Here is a 21,497-nt window from a genome sequence, read left to right as displayed (position 1 = left end):
CCGCCCGTGGGGGCGGTCGGGGGCTGCCCGGCGTAACCGCCGGGCGAGACATCCGGTCGGGTGTGCTTCAGGTCAGGCCGGGCCGGAGCGATTCCCTCGCAATCCTGCCATCGCTGACTCTCCTCAGCCGAATACCCGCGTCAGGGCGCCGTCGATGGCGTCGGTGATGTGGTCGATGTCGTCCTTCGTCGCGATCAGCGCCGGGGAGAGGCACAGCGTGTTGTTCTTGCCGGGGAGCGAGCGGTTGGTGGCCCCGATGATCACCCCCTGCGCCATGCAGTCGGCCACCACCGCCTGCACCTTCTTCTCGGGCATCGGCTCTTTCGTCTGGCGGTCGACCACCAATTCGGCGCCGCAGAACAGGCCCTTGCCGCGCACGTCGCCGATCACCGCGTGCTTCTCGGCCAGCGCGTTGAGGTTGTCGATCACCCGCGCGCCCATGGCCAGCGTGTTCTCGAGCAGGCCCTCCTCCTCGATGATCGCCATGTTCTCCAGCGCGGCAGCGGGCCCGGCGGTGCAGCCGCCGAAGGTCGAGATGTCGCGGAAGTAGTTCAGCGGATCGTCCGAGTCGTCCTTGAACATCTCGAAGACCCGCTCGGTCGTCACGCAGCAGGAAATCGCGGCATAGCCGCTCGCCACCCCCTTAGCCATGGTCACGAAATCGGGCTGGATGCCGTAGTTCTGGTAGCCGAACCAGGTGCCGGTGCGGCCGACGCCGCAGACCACCTCGTCGATGTGCAGCAGGATGTCGTACTTGCGGCAGATCTCCTGCACCGTCTCCCAGTAGCCCGGCGGGGGCGTGATGACGCCGCCCCCCGCCGTCACCGGCTCCAAGCAGAGGCCGCCCACGGTGTCGGGGCCTTCGCGCAGGATCACCTCCTCGATCGCCTTCGCCGCGCGCACGCCATAGGCCTCGCCCGAGAGGTCGCCCCAGCCCTGTTCGTGGGCGCGGTATTCGAGGCAATGCGGCACCGGCACGAAGGCGGGCGTGAACGGCCCGTACTGCGCGTTCCGCTCCTCCTGTCCGCCGGCCGAGAGGCAGGCGATGGTGGTGCCGTGGTAGTCGCGCTCGCGGTACAGGATCTTGTTCTTCTTCCCGCCGTGCCGCTTGTAGGCGATCTGGCGGATCATCTTGAACGCCTTCTCGTTCGCCTCGGACCCCGAGTTGGCGAAGTAGACGCGCGACATGCCCGGCATCTTCTCGATCAGCTTCTGGCTGAACATCGCGCCGGGGATCGAGCCCGCGGAACCGGCGAAATAGCAGAGCTTCACCAGCTGGTCCCGCACCGCATCCGCGATCCGCTCGCGTCCGTAGCCGACGTTCACGGTCCAGACGCCGCCCGACACCGCGTCGATGTGTTCCTTACCCTTGATGTCCCAGACCTTGATCCCCTTGCCCTCGACGATGATCCGGGGATCGACCGTCTCGAACGGCTTGTGCTGGATCAGGTGGTGCCAGACGTGGGCACGGTCGGCTTCGATGACCCCCTGGGGGTCGTTCGGCTTGAAGGGGACGTTCATGGGGGGCTCCGGCGCAGGGGTCACAAGAAAGGGGGCCGGAGCGGCGCTGTCGCGACTCCGGCCCCCGCTTGGAGCATGATCGTGCGCCCAAGCGGCGCCCGTTTCAAGGGGCGCCGCATCGCGGCCGTTCAGAACTGCTTGGTCAGCGCCTCCTGCGCGGCGAACCAGTTGGCGACCTCGGCGCGCTGGTCGGCGGTCATGGCGGCGGCGATGTCGTGCATCGGGTTCAGGCCGGGCAGCTGTTCGCCGTTGCCCTCGGCGAAGTAGTCCAGCCGACGCTCGAGGTAGTTGCCGTTCTGGCCGTGCAGCCGGGCGATCAGCGGCAGCGCCCTGGTCTGCTCGGCGCCGTGGCAGGTCAGGCAGGCGGGCACGCCCTGGTCCGGGATGCCTTCCTTCGCGATGGCCTCGCCCGCCGCGGCAAGCGCCATGTCGGGGGTGCCGGGCGTGGGCTGCGGCGGGATCTGGCCGAAATACTCCGCCACGTCGCGCATGTCGTCCAGCGACATGCGGCTGGTGGTCTGGAACATCTTCGAGCTGTCGCGCTGCTTGGTCCAGAAGCTGTGGAGCTGCTGGTTGATGTACTCCTTGGTCTGGAGGGTCAGGTTCGGATACTCGCCCGAGGCGACGCCGACACCCGTGGCCTCGTGGCATTCCGAACAGACCTTCGACACCAGAGCCTTGCCGTTGGCGAGGTCCGCCTCGGGCAGCGCGTTCGGCATCCCCACGCTTCCCGTCGGTTCGAGGGCCGAGAAATAGGCGGCGAGGCTGATGATGTCCTCGTCCGACAGATAGTTCGCCTCGTGGTGCATCGGGTTGTAGGCGATGGACTTGCCGCGCCCCTCGCCGCGGAAGGCGACAAGCTGCTTGCGCAGGAACGGCGCGCTCTGGCCGGCGATGTGCGGCACCGCGAGGGTCGCGCCCTCGGTCTGCGGCGTCTCGTGGCAGGTGAAGCAGGGCGCGACCGCGGATTCCGGGATCCCCGCCATGGCGATCTCCTGGCCGCGGGCGATCTGCTCGGCGCTCGCCGGGGTCGCGGGCGGCGTCGGCTTGTCGGGCAGGCCGGCGTAGTAGTCGGCCAGCTGCGTGATCTGGTCGTCCGAGAGACCGGCCGCCACCACCTGCATGATGCCGCTCTTGCGCTGGCCCGTGGCATAGGCGTGCAGCGCGTCCTTCATGTAGGCGGCCGACTGCACGGTGAGGTTCGGCGCATGGCCGCCGGTGATCGTGCCGGTGCCGTCGGTGCCGTGGCAGGCGGCGCAGCGCTGGACCGGAACGCCGGTCATCGCGATGTCCGGCCATTCGGTCGCGGGCGCGGCATAGAGGTATTCGTCAAGCGGCGGCGCCTTCACGCCCACATCCATGTCGGCCAGGGCGCCCGGGCTGCCATAGGGCATCTGCGGCGCGTCGCCCTTCGGCCCGACCAGGTCGGCGTATTCCTCGGCGCTCATCTCCGGCAGGGCGCGCAGGAAGGCGACGACCGACCAGATCTCGTCCTGATTCTTGGTGGTGGGCCAGGACGGCATCGCGCTGAACCGGACGCCGTTCTGCAGGATCCAGTAAAGCTCCTTGTCGCTGAACTCGTCCACCACGGCTGCAAGGTGCTGCGGGCGGGGGCGCATGGACAGGGCGATGGGGTTCTGGCCCAGGCCGGGGCCGCCGTGGCACTTCGAGCAGACGTTCTCGTAATGCTGGGCGCCAAGGGCGATGCGGCCCGGATCGGAGAAATCCACCGGCACCGTCCCGTCGGCGCGGGCGTCGACCGAGTTCTTGAAGGTCTTGTGCAGGACGTAGGCGGTGACGTCCCAGTGCGGTGGCTTGGCCGAGACGTTGACGGCGCCGAAGTAGACCACCGACACGAAGGCGACGATGCCGACGACGGCAACCCCTCCGATGGCGTAGAAGATATTGTGCAAAGTCAGCCAGCGGGGTTGGTCATTCATCATGTCTCTCCTCGGCGTTCCAATGCCGAACGAGAGAGATGTTCCGCGAGTTCCCGAAGAATTGTCGTACGTCCTGCGACATTCCGCGCATCCGCCTCACAGGATCGCGAGGCGAATCGCGTAGGCGACAAGCGATACCGCGGCCACTCCGAGCAGCCAGTAGACGGCGAACCAGAGCAGCTTGCGTCCCATCAGTGGTAGCCTTCGTCGGGGTCGATCTTGCCGCGGAACACCCAGTAAGCATAGGCGGTGTAGGCGAGGATCAGGGGGATCAGGACCGAGGCGCCGACCAGCACGAACTTCAGGCTGCTGTCGGGCGCCGCGGCCTCCCAGATCGTCAGGTTCGGCGGCACGATGTGCGGATAGAAGCTGATCCCGATGCCGATGTAGCTGAGCACGAACATCGCCAGGGCGGCGAAGAACGGGTAGGTGTCGTGCCGGGTTTTCAGCCCCCAGAACATCAGCCAGGCCGCGCCCGCGACCAGCAGCGGCACGGCGAAGGTGAAGATCATCGTCCAGTCGGAGAACCAGCGGTTGAAATATTCCATGTCGATGAACGGCGTCCACAGGCTGACCGCGCCGATCAGGCCCAGCGTCGTGACCGACAGCGGCCAGGCGAGGCGGCGGTTGTGGTCGTTGATCGGGCCCTCGGTCTTCATCAGCAGCCAGGTCGCGCCGAGCAGCGCATAGCCGACGACGACCGCCGCGCCGGTCAGCAGCGAGAACGGCGTCAGCCAGTCCCAGTTGCCGCCCGCATAGGCGCGGTTCTCGACCTCGATCCCCTGCACCAGCGCGCCGAGCGCGATGCCCTGCCCCAGGGCGGCCACGGTGGAGCCGCCGAAGAAGGCGAAGTCCCAGAACCGCTTGGCCCGCTTCGTCCGCCAGCGGTATTCGAAGGCCACGCCGCGGAAGATCAGCCCGATCAGCATCGCGATCAGCGGCGCATAAAGCGCGGGCATGACCACCGAATAGGCCAGCGGGAAGACGGCGAACAACCCGCCGCCCCCCAGCACCAGCCAGGTCTCGTTGCCGTCCCAGACCGGTGCGACGGTGTTCATGGCGACGTCACGCTCCTGTTCCGTGCTGAGCAGCGGGAACAGGATGCCGACGCCCAGGTCGAAGCCGTCGAGCACGACATAGGCCAGCACGGCGAAGGCGATGAGGCCGGCCCAGATGAAGGCAAGATCGAAAGGCATGGGCGGGGCTCCTTTATTCGGCCGGTGTGGCGCTGCCGGGACGCTGCAGCTCGGTCGCGCCCGGGGCGGGGGTGATGCCCGCGCTGCGGATCGGACCCTCGCTCAGGCGGCCCTTCGCGGTCTCGGGTTCGCGGCCCATCAGGCGCAGCAGGTAGAAGGTGCCGGCGCCGAAGACGAAGAAATAGACCACGATGAACGCGACGAGGGAGGTGCCGACCGCCGAGGCCTGAAGCGGCGACGCGCTCTCGGCCGTCGTCAGCAGGTTGTAGACGGTATAGGGCTGGCGGCCGACCTCGGTCGTGATCCAGCCGCAGACCACGGCGACGAATCCCATGGGCCCCATCACCATCGCCGCGCGGTGCAGCCACGGCGAGTGGTAGAGATAGCCGCGATAGCGCTGCCATGCGCCGAACAGGGCCAGGCCCAGCATGGCGAAGCCGAGGCCGACCATGATGCGGAAGGTGAAGAACACGATCGTCACCGGCGGCTCCTTGTCGTCCGGCACCGTGTCCAGCCCGTCCAGCGGCGCGTTCAGGTCGTGCTTTAGGATCAGCGAGCTGAGCTTCGGGATCTCCACCGCATAGTCGATGCGCTTCTCCTCGGGGTTCGGGATGCCGAACAGGATCAGCGGCGCGCCGTCGGGGTGGCTGTCGTAGTGACCCTCCATCGCCATGATCTTCACCGGCTGGTGCTCCAGCGTGTTGATCCCGTGGGCATCGCCAGCGCCGATCTGGAGCGGCGCGGTGAACAGGATCATCCACATCGCCATCGAGAACATCAGCCGCGCCGAACGGTTGGCCGAGTTCCGCATCAGGTGCCAGGCGCCGACCCCGCCGACGACCAGCGCGGTCGTCAGGTAGGCGGCCAGCACCATGTGGGTCAGACGGTAGGGGAAGGAGGGGTTGAAGACGATCTTCCACCAGTCGACGGGGATGAACTGGCCGTTCTCGTTGATCGCATAGCCCGCGGGCGTCTGCATCCAGCTGTTCACCGACAGGATCCAGGTGGCCGAGATGAGCGTGCCGACGGCGACCATGAAGGTGGCGAAGAAGTGCAGCTTCGGCCCCACCTTGTCGCGCCCGAAGAGCATCACGCCAAGGAAGCCCGCCTCGAGGAAGAAGGCGGTCAGCACCTCGTAGGCCATGAGCGGGCCAAGGACGGGACCGGTCTTGTCGGAGAACACGCTCCAGTTCGTGCCGAACTGGTAGGACATCACGATGCCCGAGACGACGCCCATCCCGAAGGCCACCGCGAAGATCTTCTTCCAGAACTGGAAGACCTTCAGATAGGTCTCCTTCCCGGTGATCAGGTGCAGCCCGTTCAGGACCGCCAGGTAGGAGGCAAGGCCGATCGAGAAGGCCGGAAAGATGATGTGGAAGGTGATGGTAAAGGCGAACTGGAACCGCGCGAGGTCCAGCGCTTCGATCCCGAACATGCTGTGCTCCTGTCTCTTGGCGTACCCGGTAGGTAGCAGTACGGCCCCCCGAAACAACGCGAGTCCCGTGGCATTGTCCTCGGCATAGTGTCGCAGAACGGGTCGCGGCGTCGACCCCGTCGCACGGAGAGGGCGGCGCGGGCCGTGGCTTTTCGGCTGCAATCCCGCGGCGATGCGCCATTTGCGCGGGGTCAGCCTTTGACGATTCCGCCCCGGCACGCGAGGACATGGCGGCCGGGCATCCGCTGCCCTTCTGCTCGGGGGCGGGGGGTGTCCGGCCTCCCGCGGCCGCCCCCGGCGGAACGGCCGTCAGGTGGCGAAACCCGTGCGGGGCCATCGGCGATGGACGCGGGCGTCAGCATCACCGGCACCTCGACCGGCACGCCGACGAGGTGGCCGGTGCCGCGCCGGGCAGGATCAGCCGGGCGGTGTACTGCGCCGCATCCTGCGGTTCGGACGGCGGCGCCAAGGGGTGGTCGAAAAACACCACGGCGACCGCTCCGCTCAGCCCCGGCGCCAGCAGCCCGGGAGCGATACCGTTGTCATGTCGGGAGCGATCCGGACCGGGGGTATTTCCCGAACACCGCCGCGGGAGCGATCCGGATCGACCGGGCGGTCGAGGGGTCCGGGGAGCACGCGTGCTCCCCGGCTTTGCCGGCAGGGCGCAGACGCGCCCCGGCCTGCGCCTCAGAGGGCGAGGTTCGGGATGATCTGCTTCTTGCGGCTGACGATGCCCGGCAGCACCACGGCATCCTCGCCGCAGACGGTCGAGAAGCTCTTCTCGGCCACCTGGCGCACCAGGTCGTTCGGCACCAGCAGCGTCGCCTCTTCCTTCAGGATGTCGACGACGAAGAGCAGCACCTGGTCGACGCCGTCCTCCTTGGCCACCGTCTCCATCGACTTCATCAGGCTGTCCTTGCGCGACAGCACCGTCTCGGGCGAGGTCGTCTCCAGCACCGAGACGCGGAACGACTTGCCGCCGACCTCGTATTCCTTCGAATCCATTCGCAGAAGCTCGGCATCGGAGAAGCGCGAGACGTCGGACTTGGCCGCGAACATCTCGGCCGCGTAGGCGGGGATCGTGACGCCCAGCTCCTCGGCCAGCTTCTCGGCCAGCTCGCGGTCGGTGGGGGTGGTGGTGGGGCTGCGGAACTCCAGCGTGTCCGACAGGATGCAGGACAGCATCGCGCCCTTGATCGCCTCGGGCATCTTCGCGGCGTCCTCGCCCATCAGCTGGTGCATGATCGTCGCGGTGCAGGCCAGCGGGCGCACGGTGATCTCGATCGGGCCCTTGGTCTCCAGCCCGCCGACCAGCTTGTGGTGGTCGATGATGCCGGCGATGTCGGCCTCGTTGATGTTGTCGGGCAGCTCGGCGGGGTTGTTGGTGTCGACGATGACGACCTCGGTGTCCTTGGTCAGCGTCTCCAGCATCTTCGGCTTTTCGAGCTTCCAGCGCTCCAGTACGAAGGCGGCTTCGGTGTTGGGCTCGCCCAGCAGGCGCGGCTCGGCGGACTGGCCGACGACCTCGGACAGGTACCAGGCCCAGATGATCGGGGAGCCGGTGGAATCCGTATCGGGCGATTTGTGGCCGAAAACGAGGGTTGTCATGCGTCAAGGGTCCTGTGTTGCCGAATCCCGCGCCTTATAGGCCCGGCGCCGGGCCTTGTCACCCGAGGCCTCGCGCGATTTTCGCCGCTGGTCCGGGGGGCCGCGGCGCGCTATCACGGCGCCATGTCGCGCTCGAGGGAAACCGATCTCTATCCGCCGGTAAAGGCCTTCCTCGAACGGCAGGGCTATGTCGTGAAGGCCGAGATCGGGGCCGCCGACGTCGTGGCGGTGCGCGGCGACGAGGATCCGGTGATCGTCGAGCTGAAGACCGGCTTCACCCTGGCCCTGGTCCACCAGGGGATCGCCCGCCAGGGCCTGAGCGACTGGGTCTACCTCGCCGTGCCGCGCGGGGCGGGGCGCGTCGGAGGCCGCGCGGTGAAGGACAACACGGCGCTCTGCCGCCGCCTCGGGCTCGGGTTCCTCAGCGTGCGGTTGCGCGACGGGCTGGTCGAGGTGCACTGCGATCCCGCACCCTACCGTCCCCGACCCGCGAAGGCGCGGCGCGGCAGGCTGCTGCGCGAGTTCGCGCGGCGGGTCGGCGATCCGAACGTCGGCGGCGCGACGCGGGTGGGGTTGGTGACGGCCTACCGGCAGGACGCGATCCTCTGTGCGCGGCGGCTGCTGGACGGTCCCGCACGGGGCCGCGACGTCGCGGGGGCCACGGGGGTGGAACGGGCGACGAGACTCATGGCCGACGACCACTATGGCTGGTTCGAACGGGTGTCGGTCGGCATCTATGCCCTGACCCCGAAGGGCCGCGCCGCGGTCGGGCCGGAAGAAGGAGACGCAAATGGCGAATGATATCGACCCCGCGGCGATGGCCGAGGTGCTGTCGCTCGATCCCGAGGACCGGTACTGGTACGCCGTCGCGCGCATCGCCGCCGCAGGGCGGATGTGGGTGATCTCGGGCGAGGAGGGCGTGCTGATGCCGCTGTCGCCCGAAGGCTTCGAATACCTGCCGGTCTGGCCCCACCGCGCGCTGGCGCAGGCGATGGCCGACCTGAACCACTCGGGCGCCATGGCCGCGGAGATGACGCTGGACGAGTTCCGCGCCGGATGGCTTCACGACCTGGCCGATGCGGGACTCCGGATCGGGATCTGTCCGGGCGCCGACGGGGCCTTCTGGGATTGCGGCGCGGAAGAGTTCGACACGACGCTGGAGGAAGAGCGCAGCCAGGTCTGAAGCGGCTCGGCCGGTTCTTCGCGCTGACCTTCACGCCACCTTGCGGGGCGTCTTCCTGCGGCTGCTGACGACGCGGTTGCGGCCCAATTCCTTCGCCCGGTACAGCGCCTCGTCCGCGACCTTCATCAGGCGTTCGATCTGGCGGCCGTCCTCGGGAAAGGCACTGATCCCGGCCGAGACGGTGATCCGCGGCAGGCTGACGCCGGCGTGGTTCAGCTCGACCTCGGACACCGCGCGCAGGAACTCCTCGGCCTCGCGTGCCGCGTCCTCCGGGGTGGCGCCGGGGCACAGCACGACGAACTCCTCCCCGCCGATCCGGCAGGGCGACCAGCCGGGCGGGAAGCGGCTGGACAGCAGGGCGCCGAATTCGCGCAGCACGCTGTCGCCCGCGTCGTGGCCGTGCTGGTCGTTGAAGCTCTTGAAGTGATCGACGTCGAGCGAGACGATGCAGAGGCTTCCCCCGGACGACCGGGCGCGGTTCAGCTCGCGCTGCGAGGCTTCCATGAACCAGCGCCGGTTCCAGAGGTTGGTCAGCGGGTCGCGCATCGACTGGTCCTGCAATTCGTGCCGCAGCTGCACGTTGGCCACGGCGAGGCTGATCTGCTCGGCGCAGAGCAGTCCGACCTCCCATCGGCGCTGCACGAAGCTTTCGATGAAGTCGCGCGGCACGATCGACCGGTCGAAGGCCGAGAAGCAGAGGTGCAGAAGCCCGATGGTTTCGCCGTGGGCAATGATCGGCAGGCAGAAGAATGGCGAGGCCTCGTCCCCGACATGGCTGCAGGCGAACTCGATCGCCTTGGTCCCGAAGGAATAGGCGCGGCCGCGGCGCAGGGCCCAGCAATCCTCGGCCCCGATGTGATCGTGCGCGGGGCTGTCGCCCCAGCGGGCGGCAAGCTCGAGCGTGTCGCGGAGGTTGGAGTAGATGTAGAGCTGCCCGTCGGCCTCGGGCAGGAGGGTCTGCATGGATTTCTTCACCACCATCAGAAGCTCGTCCAGCGACTTCGCCGAATAGAGCCATTCGCTGATCTGGCTCAGCAGGCGGCGCTCGTGCTGGCGGTGCGTCTCCGCCTCGATCATCTCGTTGGCGTCGGATTCCATCTCCTTGCGCTCCGAGATGTCGCGGGAGATCGACATGTTGTGGATGTGCCGCCCCTCGGCATCGAAGAGCGGCATCAGCTTCTTCTCGACCCAGAAGGTGGCGCCGGAGCGGCGGCGGTTCTGCACCTCGACCTGGAGCGGCCGGCGTTCGCGCAGCGCCTGGAGGACCTGCGCCGTCGTCTCGGCATCGGTTTCGGGGCTGTCCAGAAGCTCCTCCGGCGTCTTGCCGGCGAAATCCTCCAGACGGTAGCCGTACATGCGTTCGAACCCCGGGTTCAGCCACACGACCGTGTCGTCGGGATCCGTCATCAGGATCGCATCGGTCGTGTGCTCCAGCACCAGTTCGGCGAAGTAGCGCGCGGCCCTGTTCCTCGAGTCGGTGTCCATGGCTGATCCGGTGACGACCGCCTGCATCTGCGGTCCCTGCCACAGGCCTACGCGCGAAGCGTTAACAAAGCTCTGCCGACCGGGGGAACGGCGGCAAAATTCGCTGCGCGATGTTGTTGACAGGCGCCGGGCCGCTGCCTAGATACCGCTCCGTTAGCACTCAGCCGATGCGAGTGCTAAAAGTATCAACATGAACCAAGGAGCGTTCTAAGATGGCATTCACTCCGCTGCATGACCGGGTACTGGTCCGCCGTGTCGAGAGCGAGGAAAAGACCAAGGGCGGTCTGATCATCCCCGATTCCGCGAAAGAGAAGCCCGCCGAGGGTGAAGTCGTGTCCTGCGGCGAAGGCGCCCGCAAGGACTCCGGCGAGCTGATCGAGATGGGCGTGAAGCCCGGCGACAAGATCCTGTTCGGCAAGTGGTCGGGCACCGAGGTCACGCTGGACGGCGAAGAGCTGCTGATCATGAAAGAGTCCGACATCCTGGGCATCATCGCCTGAGTCCGGACCCCGCGCGGGGCGGGGTAAGTCCCGCCCCGCGGGAGCTTCAGACGGCGGGGCGCTGCCCGGCCGCCACCAGAAATTTCGAGACATTCCAAGGAGAAGCTGAAAATGGCTGCTAAGGACGTCAAGTTCAACACCGATGCCCGGAACCGTATCCTCAAGGGCGTCAACATCCTGGCCGACGCCGTGAAGGTGACGCTCGGACCCAAGGGCCGCAACGTCGTCATCGACAAGTCGTTCGGCGCCCCCCGGATCACCAAGGACGGCGTTTCGGTCGCCAAGGAGATCGAGCTCGAGGACAAGTTCGAGAACATGGGCGCCCAGATGGTGAAGGAAGTCGCTTCCCGCACCAACGACGAGGCGGGCGACGGCACCACCACCGCCACCGTGCTGGCCCAGGCGATCATCCGCGAAGGCATGAAGTCGGTCGCCGCCGGCATGAACCCGATGGACCTGAAGCGCGGCATCGACCTGGCCGTGACCAAGGTCGTCGAGCAGATCAAGGCCGCGTCCCGTGACGTGAACGACAGCGACGAAGTCGCCCAGGTCGGCACCATCTCTGCCAACGGCGAGGCCACCATCGGCCGCATGATCGCCGACGCGATGCAGAAGGTCGGCAACGAGGGTGTCATCACCGTCGAGGAGAACAAGGGCCTCGAGACCGAGACCGACGTCGTCGAGGGCATGCAGTTCGACCGCGGCTACCTGTCGCCGTACTTCGTGACCAACGCCGACAAGATGGTTGCCGAGCTGGAAGACTGCATGATCCTGCTGCACGAGAAGAAGCTCTCGTCGTTGCAGCCGATGGTGCCGCTGCTCGAGTCGGTCATCCAGTCGCAGAAGCCGCTGCTGATCATCGCCGAGGACGTCGAGGGCGAAGCCCTGGCCACGCTCGTCGTGAACAAGCTGCGCGGTGGCCTGAAGATCGCCGCCGTCAAGGCGCCGGGCTTCGGTGACCGTCGCAAGGCCATGCTGCAGGACATCGCGATCCTGACCGGCGGCCAGGTGATCTCGGAAGACCTGGGCATGAAGCTCGAGAATGTCACCATGGACATGCTCGGCAACGCCAAGAAGATCTCGATCACCAAGGACGAGACCACCATCGTCGACGGCTCCGGCGAGAAGGCCGAGATCGAAGCCCGCGTGGCCCAGATCCGCAACCAGATCGAAGAGACCACCAGCGACTACGACCGCGAGAAGCTGCAGGAGCGTGTGGCGAAGCTGGCGGGCGGCGTGGCCGTCATCCGCGTCGGCGGCATGACCGAAGTGGAAGTGAAGGAGCGCAAGGACCGCGTCGATGACGCGCTGAACGCGACCCGCGCTGCCGTGCAGGAAGGCATCGTCGTCGGCGGCGGTGTGGCCCTGGTGCAGGCCGGCAAGGTGCTGGAAGGTCTCGAGGGTGCGAACTCCGACCAGACCATCGGCATCTCGATCGTCCGCAAGGCGCTTGAGGCTCCGCTGCGCCAGATCGCCGAGAACTCGGGCGTCGACGGTTCGGTCGTGGCCGGCAAGGTCCGCGAGAGCACGGATGCCAAGTTCGGCTTCAACGCCCAGACCGAAGAGTACGGCGACATGTTCAAGTTCGGCGTCATCGACCCGGCGAAGGTCGTGCGTCACGCGCTGCAGGACGCCGCCTCGATCGCCGGTCTGCTGATCACCACCGAAGCGATGGTCGCCGACCGTCCGCAGAAGGAAGGTGCCGGCGCCGGTGGCGGCATGCCCGACATGGGCGGCATGGGCGGCATGATGTAATCACGCCGTTCCTGACGGAATGACGGGAAGGGGGCCCTTGCGGCCCCCTTTTCTTTTTGCACGGGCGGGTCGAGAAGGGGCGGCGTCGCGCACCGGTCCGCGCCTTGCGGCGCGGTGCCTCCGGCGGGGATATTTGTGAAGCAAAGATGGGGGCGGGGGTGAAGCTGGCGGGGTTGGTCGCTCTGGTGCTGGTGGCTTTTGCCGCGAACTCGGTGCTGAACCGGGCGGCGGTCGGGGGCGGGCACATCGACGCGCTGTCCTTCGCGGTGCTGAGGGTGGTGTCGGGGGCGATTGCGCTCGTCCTGCTGGCGCTGCTGCGGGACCGGCGGTTCCGGCTGTCGGGCGCGGGAGGACCGGGCGGCGCGCTGTCGCTGGCGCTGTACCTGATCGGCTTCTCGCTGGCCTATGTCGGGCTGAACAGCGGGGTGGGGGCGCTGATCCTGTTCGGCGGCGTGCAGGTGGTAATGTTCGCCGGGGCGCTGGTGGCGCGCGAGCCGGTGCCGCCCTTGCGATGGATCGGGGCGGCAGTGGCCCTTGGCGGGCTGGTGCTGCTGGTCTGGCCCGAGGGCGGCGCGGCGCCGCCTTTCGGGGCGGCCCTGCTGATGGCCGCGGCGGCGGTGGGCTGGGGGCTCTATTCCCTCATCGGGCGGCGCAGCGGCGATCCGCTGCGCGCGACGGCGGCGAACTTCGTTCTGGCGGTGCCGCCGGTGGCGCTGATGCTGGCGCTGCCGGGGTTCGACGGCGGGATCACCGGGGCCGGAGCGGCGCTGGCCGTGGTCTCGGGGGTGGTGACGTCGGGCTGCGGCTATGCCCTGTGGTACGCCGTGCTGCCGCGGTTGAGCGCCGCGCTGGCCGCGCTGCTGCAGCTGCTGGTGCCGGTGCTGGCGACGGCGGGCGGCGTGCTGTTCCTCGGCGAGGCGGTGAGCCTGCGGCTGGTGCTGGCTTCGGCGCTGGTGCTGGGCGGGGTGGCGCTGGGGGTCCTGGCCTCGCGGCGGCGCGGCTGAGCCCGGACGGCGAAAAGCGCCCCGTCGGGGCGCTTTCCAGAGATGCGGCGGGGGCCGCGTGTCACTTCAGCTTGCTGTCCGAACGCACCAGCATGGTGACGGTCGCGCCGTTCTCGAGCTTCGCCTCGGCGACGAAGCTCGAATCGAGCACGTTGATGTCGCTGTAGCCGGCCTTGCTCAGCTCGGATTCGAAGTTCTTCTGGCTGTCCATGGCCGACATCTTCTGGTCGCCCACCATGTCGCCCGCCGAGCTGTCGGTGGACGCGGTCGAGGACGAGGTTCCGTTCGACGCCATGTCGGTCGAGCCGCCCGTCGTCGCGGAGGCGCCGGACGAGGCACTGCCCGTCGTGGTGCCCGCCGTGCTGCCGGACGCGTCGGCGGTGCTGTCGGCCGCGGTGCCGGTGGTAGCGGCGCTGCCGCTGCCCGTGGCGCCGGAGGGCTCGGTTCCCTGCATCAGGTTGCCGGACGCGTCGACCACCAGGAGCACGCATTCGTTGCTGGGGGCGGTGGCCTGGATCAGGTAGTTGCTGTCGCGGACCTTCACGTCGGTGAAGCCCGCCTCGGACAGCTGCGATTCGAGGTCGGCGGCACTGGTGATCGGCTTGGCGCCGCTGCCGGAGGCGCTGGCGCTCTGGCCGAGCATCTGGTCGCAGCCGCCGGAGCCGGACGCGGCCATGTCGTTGCTGTTCGCGGTCGTGCCCTGGGTGGCGGTCGTGTTGCCGGTGGAGGTGGAGTCCTGGCCGGTCGACGTCGACTGCGCGAAGGCGGGGGCCGCAAGGAGGGTGGTCGCCAGGAGGGCGATGGCTGAGGTACGCATGAATCTTTCCTCGGGGTTGAGTTCGAGTTTCAGTGTTTGCGCGACTGGCCAGTGCTGCCTGTTCAATCGGCCAGGGGCCCCGATGTTCCAGCTTCTTCCGCGGATTGTGCGACCACGGCCCCGCCCCCGTGTTCTGTGACATCGGGAACGCCGGTCCTCGCGGTCCGGCCGGGCGGGCAAGTGCCCACGCTCATGGAAGGATCCGGCGCGTCGGCGGTGTCTTTTCCCATAACCTCAAACGGTCGGTTTTTTTCGCGTCTCAGCGGACCAGCGGTTCCAGCGGGTCGTAGAGAACGGTGCCGGGCGGGCCCCAGGCGGCCTCGGCCAGGCTGTCGGGCTTGTGGCGCAGCTCCGCCATCCCGTCCCGCGCGACCCAGCGGCGACGGTTCACCACGCCTTCGGGGTCCGTCCAGCGGTCGTCGAGCCGGCCCGCGGCGAGGGTGCAGCGGAAATAGATGTCGACCTGGTGGAAGCCGCGGGACCGATCGTGGAATTCGTTCACCAGCGCCGGGGCGCCCACCGTCACGGTCAGGCCTGTCTCCTCGTGGATCTCGCGCACCAGGTTCTCGGGGAGCGAGGCGTGGGGTTCGACTCCGCCGCCCGGGGCGCACCAGAGATCGCTCTGCTCTCCGGGATAGGCGTTCACCAGAAGCAGGCGGTTCTGGTGCAGCAGCAGGGCGCGGACGGCGAGGCGGGGCGGTGTCATGGGCGAAGGGTGGCGCGGCGGCGGGGGTCTGGCAAGGCTCAGCGCGCCGGGCGGACCCACCGGTTGACGTGCCCCATCTTGCGGCCCGGCCGGGCCTCGGCCTTGCCGTAGAGGTGGATGGCGTTCGCCGGATCCTTGGCAAGCGTCGGCACGCGGCGGATGTCGTCGCCGATGAGGTTGGTCATCACGATGTCGGAATGCCGCGTCGCATCGCCAAGCGGCCAGCCCGCCACGGCGCGGATGTGCTGTTCGAACTGGTCGATGGTGCAGCCGTTCTGGGTCCAGTGGCCGGAGTTGTGCACCCGCGGCGCGATCTCGTTCACGATCAGGCCGCGGTCGGTCACGAACAGCTCGATCCCCAGCACGCCGACGTAGTCGAGCGCGTTCAGCACCCGGCCCGCCATCAGCACCGCGTCGGCCAGCTGCGACTGCGACAGGTCCGCGGGCAGGGTGGTGATGTGCAGGATGCCGTCGGCGTGGACGTTCTGGCCGGGGTCGTAGCAGGCGACCTCGCCGTCGAGACCGCGGGCGCCGATCACGCTGACCTCGTGGGAAAAGTCGACGAAGCCCTCGAGGATCGCCTCGGCCCCGTTCATGGCGGCGAGCGCCCCGTCGGCGTCGCCGGGCGTGGCGAGGCGGGCCTGGCCCTTGCCGTCGTAGCCGAAGCGGCGGGTCTTCAGGATCGCCGGGGTGCCGATGGTGTCGATCGCGTGGCGCAGGTCGGCGGCGGTCTGCACCGGCACGTAGGGGGCGGTGGACAGGCCGAGACGGTTCAGGAAGTCCTTCTCGGTCAGCCGGTCCTGGGAGATCCGCAGCGCCTCGCGGTTCGGGCGGATCGGGCGCAGCGTCTCGAGCAGGTCGAGCGCGGAGGTCGGGATGTTCTCGAACTCGTAGGTGATGACGTCGACGCTGTCGGCGAAGGCGCGCAGGGCGGCCTCGTCGTCGTAGGGCGCGGTGGTGCAGGCGCCCGAGACCTCGGCGGCGGGGGCCCCGGCCGCGGGTTCGAAGACATGGACGCGCAGGCCCAGGCGGGCGGCGGCGAGGGCCAGCATCCGGCCCAGCTGGCCGCCGCCGAGGATGCCGATCACGGCGCCGGGGGCGAGGGGCTCAGTCATCCGTCGGGGTCTCCGGGATCGAGGCCGACAGGGCGGCGCGCCAGGCGTCGAGGCGTTCGGCCAGGGCCGCGTCGGTGAGGGCGAGGATCGCGGCGGCCATCAGCGCGGCATTGGCGGCACCCGCGGCCCCGATGGCCATGGTGGCGACCGGGAAGCCCTTCGGCATCTGCACGATGGAATAGAGCGAGTCGACGCCGTTCAGAGCCCTGGTCTGGATCGGCACGCCGATCACCGGGATCCGCGTCTTCGAGGCCATCATGCCCGGCAGGTGGGCGGCGCCGCCGGCCCCGGCGATGATCGCCTTCAGGCCGCGATCCGCGGCGGTGCGGCCGTAGTCCCACAGGCGGTCGGGCGTCCGGTGGGCCGAGACGATCCGCGCCTCGTGGGACACGCCGAGTTCGTCCAGCAGCGTCGCCGCCTCGCGCAGGGTGGGCCAGTCGGACTGGCTGCCCATGATGATGCCGACCTGTGGGGTCATCCGGATCTCCGCAGTTTTGCGCGGGACTATAGCGGGGTCGGGGCGGGGCGCAATCCGCGCCTTTCGGGCGTGCCCCCTCCGTTCGTGCGAGGGTCCGCGCCTTCGGCGCGGTGCCTCCGGCGGGGATATTTTCGAAAGCAAAGATGGGGGGGAGCGGAATGGACGGGCCGGAGGGGAGGCGAGGGTCAGGCGATGATGTCGGGGGTGAGCCGGTCCTCGATCTGGGCGATCTTGTCCTTCAGGATCAGCTTCTGCTTCTTCAGGCGGCGGATCGTCAGCGGCTCGGGCAGGCCACGCTCTTCCAGGGCGTGGATGGCGAGGTCGAGATCGCGATGCTCGCGACGCAGCACCTCGAGGCGGATGCGCAGGATTTCCTCGGTTTCCAGTCTGCCGGATGCGTTCATTTCAGGCGTTCTTCATTCCATGCGGCGAGGACGCAGGATTCGTCATGCGCCGGGCCGCGCCACGGTGCCGCAACTCTTGCAGAAGCGACGTGACTTTACCATATCTTGCGCACGGCCGCCACAACGGGGCCGCAATCCATGTGCACAGTCGCTTTGAGAAGGACGTGTCGATGACAAAGATGGCTTTGGGATCCCATCCCTTTCTTCTGGGTTTCGAGCAGCTCGAGCGGCTGGTCGAGCGGACGGCGAAGTCCGATACCGGGGGCTATCCTCCCTACAACATCGAACAGACCAGCCAGACCGGGTATCGCATCACCCTGGCCGTGGCGGGCTTCGACGAGAGCGACCTGGCGATCACGGTGGAGGACCGGCAGCTGGTCATCCGCGGCCGCCAGAGCGAGCCGGACGGCGAGCGGGTGTTCCTGCACCGCGGCATCGCGGCCCGGCAGTTCCAGCGGACCTTCGTGCTGGCCGACGGGGTCGAGATCGGCGCGGCGACCATCGAGAACGGGTTGCTTCACGTGGATCTGAACCTCGCGGTGCCGGAAACCGTTGTACGTCGGATCGAGATTTCCAAGGGGTGAAGTCATGAAAGGGGTGAGTGAAATGGAAAGCGAACATCATCTGCCGACCGGCCACGACGGCGGCAACATCGTCTACGTCCGCTCGGTGAAGGTGGACGAACTGCCCGAGGACGTGCGCGAGCAGGCGGACGGGCTGGACCACATCTATGCCGTGCACAACACCGACGGCGACCGGCTGGCGCTGGTGCGCGACCGCCGGCTGGCCTTCATCGTGGCCCGCCAGAACGACATGGCGCCGGTGAGCGTCCACTGAAGCGGCCCGTTGCGGCTGGCCGGGACCGGCCCGCCGCCGGACGCGACGACATTCGGACGCCGATCCCTGCGGGGGTCGGCGTTTTCGTTTGCCGCTACTCGATCACCTCGTCGGGTGCCACGCCCCAGAGCGCCGTCTTCTGCACCCAGCCCTTCTCGCCGCCCGCGCGGATCTTGCACCATTCCACCGTGCAGGCGTCGATCCGGGCGACAACGCCCTTCTCGACCAGGGCGGAGACGCCGGATTTCGGGTCCGGCTGGGTCATCATCTTGATGTCGTCGGCCTCGATCAGGACGGTGCGCACGCCCGAGAGCAGCGAGTAGTGCACCCAGCCGCCGGCGCCGTCCACGTCGCGCACCTGCCGCCAGTGGCCGAACTCGGCCGTGATTTCCAGCGGCAGGTCCTTGCGGTGATAGACCCAGTCGATCCGGTGGGTGAGCGAGGGGCCGCGGCGGACATTGCCTTCGGCCGCCTTCATCGACACGAAGCGCGGGATCGGCAGGTTCGTGACCTGTCCGCGCTGCTGGCCCGCCATGGCGGCGGAGATCATGATGAGGACGAGAAGCGCGGAGAGGCCCACGCGCGTGAAGACGACGGACGATGCCGTCCGCAGGGATGCCGGAAATCCTGTCATGTCAAACTGCCCGTTTGTTCGGCGTTGGTCGCCGGGTTTTGCCTGTTGTCCCGCCGGGTTTCGGCGCCGGGGTCTGATGGCCGCACTTGTGCCCCGCCCCGTTGGTTGGCACTGTGCCGCCAGATCAACTTGAATGCCAGTCCGGGAGGGACCGCCATGCCATCTCAGCGCCTGAGTGTTGTCGTAACGCGACGGTTGCCGGAGGTGGTGGAGAAGCGGATGGCCGAGCTGTTCGACGTCACCCTGCGCGACGACGACCGGCCGATGACGCGCGAGGAACTGGTGGCCGCCGTGCAGAAGGCCGACGTCCTGGTGCCGACCGTGACCGACCAGATCGACGCGGCGCTGCTGGCGCAGGCGGGCGAGCGGCTGAAGCTGATCGCGCATTATGGCGCGGGGGTCGACACGCTGGACGTGGCGACGGCGCGGCAGCGCGGCATCCTCGTTTCGAACACGCCCGGCGTCGTGACCGAGGACACCGCCGACATGACCATGGCGCTGATCCTGGCCGTGACGCGGCGGATCCCCGAGGGGCTGGCGGCGATGCAGTCGGGTCAGTGGACCGGCTGGGCGCCGACCGCCTTCCTGGGGGGGCGCGTCGGGGGCCGCAGGCTGGGGATCCTGGGGATGGGCCGGATCGGGCAGGCGGTGGCGCGCAGGGCCCATGCCTTCGGGATGCAGGTGCACTACCACAACCGCAAGCGGCTGCGCCCGGAGATCGAGCAGGGGTTGCAGGCGACCTACTGGGAGAGTCTCGACCAGATGGTGAGCCGGATGGACATCATCTCGGTCAACTGCCCGCACACGCCCTCGACCTTCCACCTGATAAACGCGCGGCGGCTGAAGCTGATGAAGCCGACGGCGGTGATCGTGAACACCTCGCGGGGCGAGGTGATCGACGAGAACGCGCTGACCCGGGGCCTGCGCGCCGGGGAGATCGCCGGGGCGGGGCTGGACGTGTTCGAGCGCGGACACGAGATCAACCCGCGGCTGCGCGAACTGCCGAACGTGGTGCTGCTGCCGCACATGGGCTCGGCCACGCTGGAGGGGCGGGTCGAGATGGGCGAGAAGGTCATCATCAACATCAAGACCTTCGCCGACGGCCACCGCCCGCCCGACCAGGTCGTGCCGTCGATGTTCTGAGCGGCGAACGGGGGCCGCCGCGCGGTCAGAGGCCCAGCGTCTCGCTCACGTCGTCCATCATCATCACGATGCCGGCCGGGCGGCCCGTTTCGTCGCGCAGCGGCTTCATCTGGCACTGGATCGCGCGGGGGCCGAGCGCGGGCACCACCAGCGGATAGACGTAGGTCTGCGGCGTGCCCGAAAGCGTCGCGTCCATCCGGGCGCGGGCCCGCGTGTCGTACCGGAAACTGCCGATCAGGTTGCCGATGTGACGGCCGACGATGCGTTCGGGCACCGAACCGTAGAAGGCGGCGTTGGGACGGCTGAAGGCGACGGCCCGGTGGTCGGCGCCGTAGATGGAGCAGCGCGTTCCGGACCCGTTCACGACGCGCGACACCGCCGCGACCGAGGGCGCCCTCTCGATCATCCTGTCGATCATGTCGTGCGAATGGTCCGCCACGCGCCGCGCGAGGGACCGCCCCGAACGCAGCCGCTCGATCAGGTCCAGCGCGGTGGCGAGGTCGCGGTGGGCGTGCAGGCCGGCAACCCGGCGGCGCACGCGGTCGAGATAGAAGGCGATCTTTGCCTCCTGCTCGATCCGGGTGGAGGCGTCGGTCCGCTCGATCTTCTCCAGCAGCCCCGCGGCATGGGTGGTCAGGGCGCGCGCATCGCCGATGGGGGAGCCGTTGCGGATGGCGAAGACAAGCCGCGTCTGGATGAGGTTGAAATCCGCAATCAGGCGCACCACACGCATCGGTCTGAATCTCCCTTGGCTGCGCACGTTCTACAGGCGGCGTTACCGATCACGCAAGAAATCCCTTCCGTCACGTCATCAAACCTGCGGGAACCTCATGGCGCACCGGACATTGGTCTACCGAAGGCACCAATGGTGCCGCAATGAAAGGATGAGACCGATGAACTGGGATCAAATTCAAGGCAACTGGAAGATCATGAAGGGCAAGGCCCAGGAAAACTGGGGCGAGCTGACCGACGACGACCTGGACAAGGCGGAAGGCAACCGCGACCAGCTGGAGGGCGCGATCCAGCGCCGCTACGGCAAGTCGAAGGAGGAAGCCCGGGCCGAGGTCGACCGGTGGATGGCGGGGTCGTGAAACATGTCCGATCTCAGCCGTGACGAAGCCCACGCCGCACTGACGGACCTGCTGTCCGACGTGCGCGCGGGGATGCTGGGTCTGAAGGGCAGCGATCAGCACATGCAGCCCATGACCCACCACCATGATCCGGAGGCATCGACGCTCTGGTTCATCACCTCGCGGAAGACGGACCTCGCGAGGGCCGTCGAGAATGGCACCGTGGCACGGTTCACGGCGACCAAGGGCGACCAGCGCGCCTGGGCCAGCATGACCGGCACCATCGCGCACAGCGCCGACACGGCGAAGCTGGACGAGATCTGGTCCTCGGTCGCCGCGGCCTGGTTCGACAAGGGCCGCGACGATCCGGACATCTGCCTGCTGGAGATGCGCCTGGCCGAGGCCGCGGTCTGGACCGCGACCGGCAATCCGCTGGTCTTCGGGCTGGAGATCGCCCGCGCCAACCTCAACGAGGAGCGCAAGCCCGATATCGGCAGCCATGCCGTGATCGGCTTTTCCCGCGCGGCCTGAACCGCAGCTGGGTTGACACCGAAGGGGCGCCCGCCGCGGCGCCCCTTCGCATGTCCGGCGGACGGCGCGTCGGTTCGTCCGAGGTCGGTTTTCGCTGCCGTTCGGTCGGCGCCCATATCCCGTCCGCGTCCGCGA

The 21,497-nt window shown here is 68.2% G+C and carries 24 protein-coding genes; 10 read left to right on the top strand and 14 right to left on the bottom strand.

What is annotated here, in order from left to right:
* Positions 1 to 123: 123 nt before the first annotated feature.
* The 6 genes from A7B20_RS04255 to A7B20_RS04230 all read right to left on the bottom strand — a co-directional run bounded on the left by A7B20_RS04255 (position 124) and on the right by A7B20_RS04230 (position 7,700).
* Positions 124 to 1,521, bottom strand: coding sequence for an aminotransferase family protein (locus A7B20_RS04255; RefSeq protein WP_102107319.1), 1,398 nt, complete (start codon positions 1,519 to 1,521; stop codon positions 124 to 126).
* A 128-nt stretch (positions 1,522 to 1,649) separates the two neighbouring features.
* Positions 1,650 to 3,461 (bottom strand): c-type cytochrome, encoded by a 1,812-nt coding sequence (locus A7B20_RS04250; protein WP_172960960.1) that lies wholly within the window; start codon positions 3,459 to 3,461, stop codon positions 1,650 to 1,652.
* Between the two features lie 96 nt (positions 3,462 to 3,557).
* Entirely contained in the window at positions 3,558 to 3,653 is a 96-nt protein-coding gene (locus A7B20_RS04245) for a DUF2474 domain-containing protein (protein WP_102107317.1), read from the bottom strand.
* A complete protein-coding gene (cydB, locus tag A7B20_RS04240; protein WP_102107316.1) occupies positions 3,653 to 4,657 on the bottom strand; it encodes a cytochrome d ubiquinol oxidase subunit II in 1,005 nt (334 codons plus the stop codon). Before cydB ends, A7B20_RS04245 begins: the two co-directional genes overlap by 1 nt.
* A 13-nt stretch (positions 4,658 to 4,670) precedes the next feature.
* Complete coding sequence (locus A7B20_RS04235) at positions 4,671 to 6,092, bottom strand: cytochrome ubiquinol oxidase subunit I (protein WP_102107315.1); 1,422 nt, start codon at positions 6,090 to 6,092, stop codon at positions 4,671 to 4,673.
* 687 nt (positions 6,093 to 6,779) lie between these two features.
* Positions 6,780 to 7,700, bottom strand: coding sequence for a manganese-dependent inorganic pyrophosphatase (locus A7B20_RS04230; RefSeq protein ID WP_102107314.1), 921 nt, complete (start codon positions 7,698 to 7,700; stop codon positions 6,780 to 6,782).
* 123 nt (positions 7,701 to 7,823) lie between these two features.
* Here A7B20_RS04230 and A7B20_RS04225 point away from each other — a divergent pair, with 123 nt between their 5' ends.
* Together A7B20_RS04225 and A7B20_RS04220 are read left to right on the top strand one after the other, a co-directional pair.
* Complete coding sequence (locus A7B20_RS04225; RefSeq protein ID WP_102107313.1) at positions 7,824 to 8,501, top strand: DUF2161 domain-containing phosphodiesterase; 678 nt, start codon at positions 7,824 to 7,826, stop codon at positions 8,499 to 8,501.
* On the top strand, positions 8,491 to 8,883 hold the full coding sequence (locus A7B20_RS04220) for a DUF2750 domain-containing protein (protein ID WP_102107312.1): 393 nt from the start codon (positions 8,491 to 8,493) through the stop codon (positions 8,881 to 8,883). Before A7B20_RS04225 ends, A7B20_RS04220 begins: the two co-directional genes overlap by 11 nt.
* Before the next feature lie 30 nt (positions 8,884 to 8,913).
* Here A7B20_RS04220 and A7B20_RS04215 read toward each other — a convergent pair whose 3' ends face one another.
* Complete coding sequence (locus A7B20_RS04215) at positions 8,914 to 10,368, bottom strand: sensor domain-containing diguanylate cyclase (protein WP_172960959.1); 1,455 nt, start codon at positions 10,366 to 10,368, stop codon at positions 8,914 to 8,916.
* A gap of 212 nt (positions 10,369 to 10,580) precedes the next feature.
* Here A7B20_RS04215 and A7B20_RS04210 point away from each other — a divergent pair, with 212 nt between their 5' ends.
* From A7B20_RS04210 to A7B20_RS04200, 3 genes are all read left to right on the top strand, one after another.
* Positions 10,581 to 10,868 carry a co-chaperone GroES gene (locus A7B20_RS04210; protein ID WP_102107310.1) on the top strand — a complete coding sequence of 96 codons (288 nt, stop codon included), beginning with the start codon at positions 10,581 to 10,583 and terminating at the stop codon, positions 10,866 to 10,868.
* Positions 10,869 to 10,979: 111 nt separating this feature from the next.
* Positions 10,980 to 12,623, top strand: a complete 1,644-nt coding sequence (gene groL / locus A7B20_RS04205) for a chaperonin GroEL (RefSeq protein ID WP_102107309.1) — start codon at positions 10,980 to 10,982, stop codon at positions 12,621 to 12,623.
* 146 nt (positions 12,624 to 12,769) lie between these two features.
* The gene (locus A7B20_RS04200; protein ID WP_102107308.1) at positions 12,770 to 13,627 is read left to right on the top strand and encodes a DMT family transporter; all 858 of its coding nucleotides are present in this window, start codon (positions 12,770 to 12,772) and stop codon (positions 13,625 to 13,627) included.
* A 61-nt stretch (positions 13,628 to 13,688) separates the two neighbouring features.
* On the opposite strand, the gene A7B20_RS04195 is transcribed toward A7B20_RS04200, so the two are convergent.
* The 5 genes from A7B20_RS04195 to A7B20_RS04175 form a co-directional block, all read right to left on the bottom strand.
* Positions 13,689 to 14,444, bottom strand: coding sequence for a hypothetical protein (locus A7B20_RS04195; RefSeq protein ID WP_102107307.1), 756 nt, complete (start codon positions 14,442 to 14,444; stop codon positions 13,689 to 13,691).
* 259 nt (positions 14,445 to 14,703) lie between these two features.
* The gene (locus A7B20_RS04190) at positions 14,704 to 15,150 is read right to left on the bottom strand and encodes an NUDIX domain-containing protein (RefSeq protein ID WP_102107306.1); all 447 of its coding nucleotides are present in this window, start codon (positions 15,148 to 15,150) and stop codon (positions 14,704 to 14,706) included.
* Positions 15,151 to 15,188: 38 nt separating this feature from the next.
* Positions 15,189 to 16,265, bottom strand: coding sequence for a 5-(carboxyamino)imidazole ribonucleotide synthase (locus A7B20_RS04185; protein ID WP_102107305.1), 1,077 nt, complete (start codon positions 16,263 to 16,265; stop codon positions 15,189 to 15,191).
* On the bottom strand, positions 16,258 to 16,743 hold the full coding sequence (purE, locus tag A7B20_RS04180) for a 5-(carboxyamino)imidazole ribonucleotide mutase (protein ID WP_102107304.1): 486 nt from the start codon (positions 16,741 to 16,743) through the stop codon (positions 16,258 to 16,260). The genes A7B20_RS04185 and purE overlap by 8 nt, the downstream gene beginning before the upstream one ends.
* 185 nt (positions 16,744 to 16,928) lie before the next feature.
* Positions 16,929 to 17,147, bottom strand: a complete 219-nt coding sequence (locus A7B20_RS04175; RefSeq protein WP_102107303.1) for a YdcH family protein — start codon at positions 17,145 to 17,147, stop codon at positions 16,929 to 16,931.
* A 170-nt stretch (positions 17,148 to 17,317) separates the two neighbouring features.
* Here A7B20_RS04175 and A7B20_RS04170 point away from each other — a divergent pair, with 170 nt between their 5' ends.
* Both A7B20_RS04170 and A7B20_RS04165 read left to right on the top strand, forming a co-directional pair.
* Positions 17,318 to 17,731, top strand: coding sequence for an Hsp20 family protein (locus A7B20_RS04170; RefSeq protein WP_102107302.1), 414 nt, complete (start codon positions 17,318 to 17,320; stop codon positions 17,729 to 17,731).
* A 4-nt stretch (positions 17,732 to 17,735) separates the two neighbouring features.
* Positions 17,736 to 17,984, top strand: a complete 249-nt coding sequence (locus A7B20_RS04165) for a DUF1150 family protein (protein ID WP_425437121.1) — start codon at positions 17,736 to 17,738, stop codon at positions 17,982 to 17,984.
* A 94-nt stretch (positions 17,985 to 18,078) separates the two neighbouring features.
* On the opposite strand, the gene A7B20_RS04160 is transcribed toward A7B20_RS04165, so the two are convergent.
* Positions 18,079 to 18,618 (bottom strand): SH3 domain-containing protein, encoded by a 540-nt coding sequence (locus A7B20_RS04160; protein ID WP_425437120.1) that lies wholly within the window; start codon positions 18,616 to 18,618, stop codon positions 18,079 to 18,081.
* 156 nt (positions 18,619 to 18,774) lie between these two features.
* Between A7B20_RS04160 and A7B20_RS04155 the strand changes: the two genes are divergently transcribed.
* Positions 18,775 to 19,761 (top strand): 2-hydroxyacid dehydrogenase, encoded by a 987-nt coding sequence (locus tag A7B20_RS04155; protein WP_102107300.1) that lies wholly within the window; start codon positions 18,775 to 18,777, stop codon positions 19,759 to 19,761.
* A 25-nt stretch (positions 19,762 to 19,786) separates the two neighbouring features.
* On the opposite strand, the gene A7B20_RS04150 is transcribed toward A7B20_RS04155, so the two are convergent.
* On the bottom strand, positions 19,787 to 20,494 hold the full coding sequence (locus A7B20_RS04150) for a hypothetical protein (RefSeq protein ID WP_102107299.1): 708 nt from the start codon (positions 20,492 to 20,494) through the stop codon (positions 19,787 to 19,789).
* A gap of 160 nt (positions 20,495 to 20,654) precedes the next feature.
* Here A7B20_RS04150 and A7B20_RS04145 point away from each other — a divergent pair, with 160 nt between their 5' ends.
* Positions 20,655 to 20,852 carry a CsbD family protein gene (locus tag A7B20_RS04145; protein WP_102107298.1) on the top strand — a complete coding sequence of 66 codons (198 nt, stop codon included), beginning with the start codon at positions 20,655 to 20,657 and terminating at the stop codon, positions 20,850 to 20,852.
* A 3-nt stretch (positions 20,853 to 20,855) separates the two neighbouring features.
* A complete protein-coding gene (locus A7B20_RS04140; RefSeq protein ID WP_102107297.1) occupies positions 20,856 to 21,362 on the top strand; it encodes a pyridoxamine 5'-phosphate oxidase family protein in 507 nt (168 codons plus the stop codon).
* Positions 21,363 to 21,497: the final 135 nt, after the last annotated feature.

The organism is Oceaniglobus roseus (assembly GCF_002869745.1).
Taxonomy (GTDB): Bacteria; Pseudomonadota; Alphaproteobacteria; order Rhodobacterales; family Rhodobacteraceae; genus Oceaniglobus; species Oceaniglobus roseus.
The sequence above is the reverse complement of the archived record's forward strand: the minus strand, read 5'-3'. Positions and strand labels throughout refer to the sequence as shown.

Excerpts from the sequence above, each read along its gene's own strand:
- A7B20_RS04255 (WP_102107319.1), bottom strand. The coding sequence starts at position 1,521 with ATGAACGTCCCCTTCAAGCCGAACGACCCCCAGGGGGTCATCGAAGCC.
- A7B20_RS04250 (WP_172960960.1), bottom strand. The coding sequence starts at position 3,461 with ATGAATGACCAACCCCGCTGGCTGACTTTGCACAATATCTTCTACGCC.
- A7B20_RS04245 (WP_102107317.1), bottom strand. The coding sequence starts at position 3,653 with ATGGGACGCAAGCTGCTCTGGTTCGCCGTCTACTGGCTGCTCGGAGTG.
- cydB (WP_102107316.1), bottom strand. The coding sequence starts at position 4,657 with ATGCCTTTCGATCTTGCCTTCATCTGGGCCGGCCTCATCGCCTTCGCC.
- A7B20_RS04235 (WP_102107315.1), bottom strand. The coding sequence starts at position 6,092 with ATGTTCGGGATCGAAGCGCTGGACCTCGCGCGGTTCCAGTTCGCCTTT.
- A7B20_RS04230 (WP_102107314.1), bottom strand. The coding sequence starts at position 7,700 with ATGACAACCCTCGTTTTCGGCCACAAATCGCCCGATACGGATTCCACC.
- A7B20_RS04225 (WP_102107313.1), top strand. The coding sequence starts at position 7,824 with ATGTCGCGCTCGAGGGAAACCGATCTCTATCCGCCGGTAAAGGCCTTC.
- A7B20_RS04220 (WP_102107312.1), top strand. The coding sequence starts at position 8,491 with ATGGCGAATGATATCGACCCCGCGGCGATGGCCGAGGTGCTGTCGCTC.
- A7B20_RS04215 (WP_172960959.1), bottom strand. The coding sequence starts at position 10,368 with ATGGACACCGACTCGAGGAACAGGGCCGCGCGCTACTTCGCCGAACTG.
- A7B20_RS04210 (WP_102107310.1), top strand. The coding sequence starts at position 10,581 with ATGGCATTCACTCCGCTGCATGACCGGGTACTGGTCCGCCGTGTCGAG.
- groL (WP_102107309.1), top strand. The coding sequence starts at position 10,980 with ATGGCTGCTAAGGACGTCAAGTTCAACACCGATGCCCGGAACCGTATC.
- A7B20_RS04200 (WP_102107308.1), top strand. The coding sequence starts at position 12,770 with ATGGGGGCGGGGGTGAAGCTGGCGGGGTTGGTCGCTCTGGTGCTGGTG.
- A7B20_RS04195 (WP_102107307.1), bottom strand. The coding sequence starts at position 14,444 with ATGCGTACCTCAGCCATCGCCCTCCTGGCGACCACCCTCCTTGCGGCC.
- A7B20_RS04190 (WP_102107306.1), bottom strand. The coding sequence starts at position 15,150 with ATGACACCGCCCCGCCTCGCCGTCCGCGCCCTGCTGCTGCACCAGAAC.
- A7B20_RS04185 (WP_102107305.1), bottom strand. The coding sequence starts at position 16,265 with ATGACTGAGCCCCTCGCCCCCGGCGCCGTGATCGGCATCCTCGGCGGC.
- purE (WP_102107304.1), bottom strand. The coding sequence starts at position 16,743 with ATGACCCCACAGGTCGGCATCATCATGGGCAGCCAGTCCGACTGGCCC.
- A7B20_RS04175 (WP_102107303.1), bottom strand. The coding sequence starts at position 17,147 with ATGAACGCATCCGGCAGACTGGAAACCGAGGAAATCCTGCGCATCCGC.
- A7B20_RS04170 (WP_102107302.1), top strand. The coding sequence starts at position 17,318 with ATGACAAAGATGGCTTTGGGATCCCATCCCTTTCTTCTGGGTTTCGAG.
- A7B20_RS04165 (WP_425437121.1), top strand. The coding sequence starts at position 17,736 with ATGAAAGGGGTGAGTGAAATGGAAAGCGAACATCATCTGCCGACCGGC.
- A7B20_RS04160 (WP_425437120.1), bottom strand. The coding sequence starts at position 18,618 with ATGACAGGATTTCCGGCATCCCTGCGGACGGCATCGTCCGTCGTCTTC.
- A7B20_RS04155 (WP_102107300.1), top strand. The coding sequence starts at position 18,775 with ATGCCATCTCAGCGCCTGAGTGTTGTCGTAACGCGACGGTTGCCGGAG.
- A7B20_RS04150 (WP_102107299.1), bottom strand. The coding sequence starts at position 20,494 with ATGCGTGTGGTGCGCCTGATTGCGGATTTCAACCTCATCCAGACGCGG.
- A7B20_RS04145 (WP_102107298.1), top strand. The coding sequence starts at position 20,655 with ATGAACTGGGATCAAATTCAAGGCAACTGGAAGATCATGAAGGGCAAG.
- A7B20_RS04140 (WP_102107297.1), top strand. The coding sequence starts at position 20,856 with ATGTCCGATCTCAGCCGTGACGAAGCCCACGCCGCACTGACGGACCTG.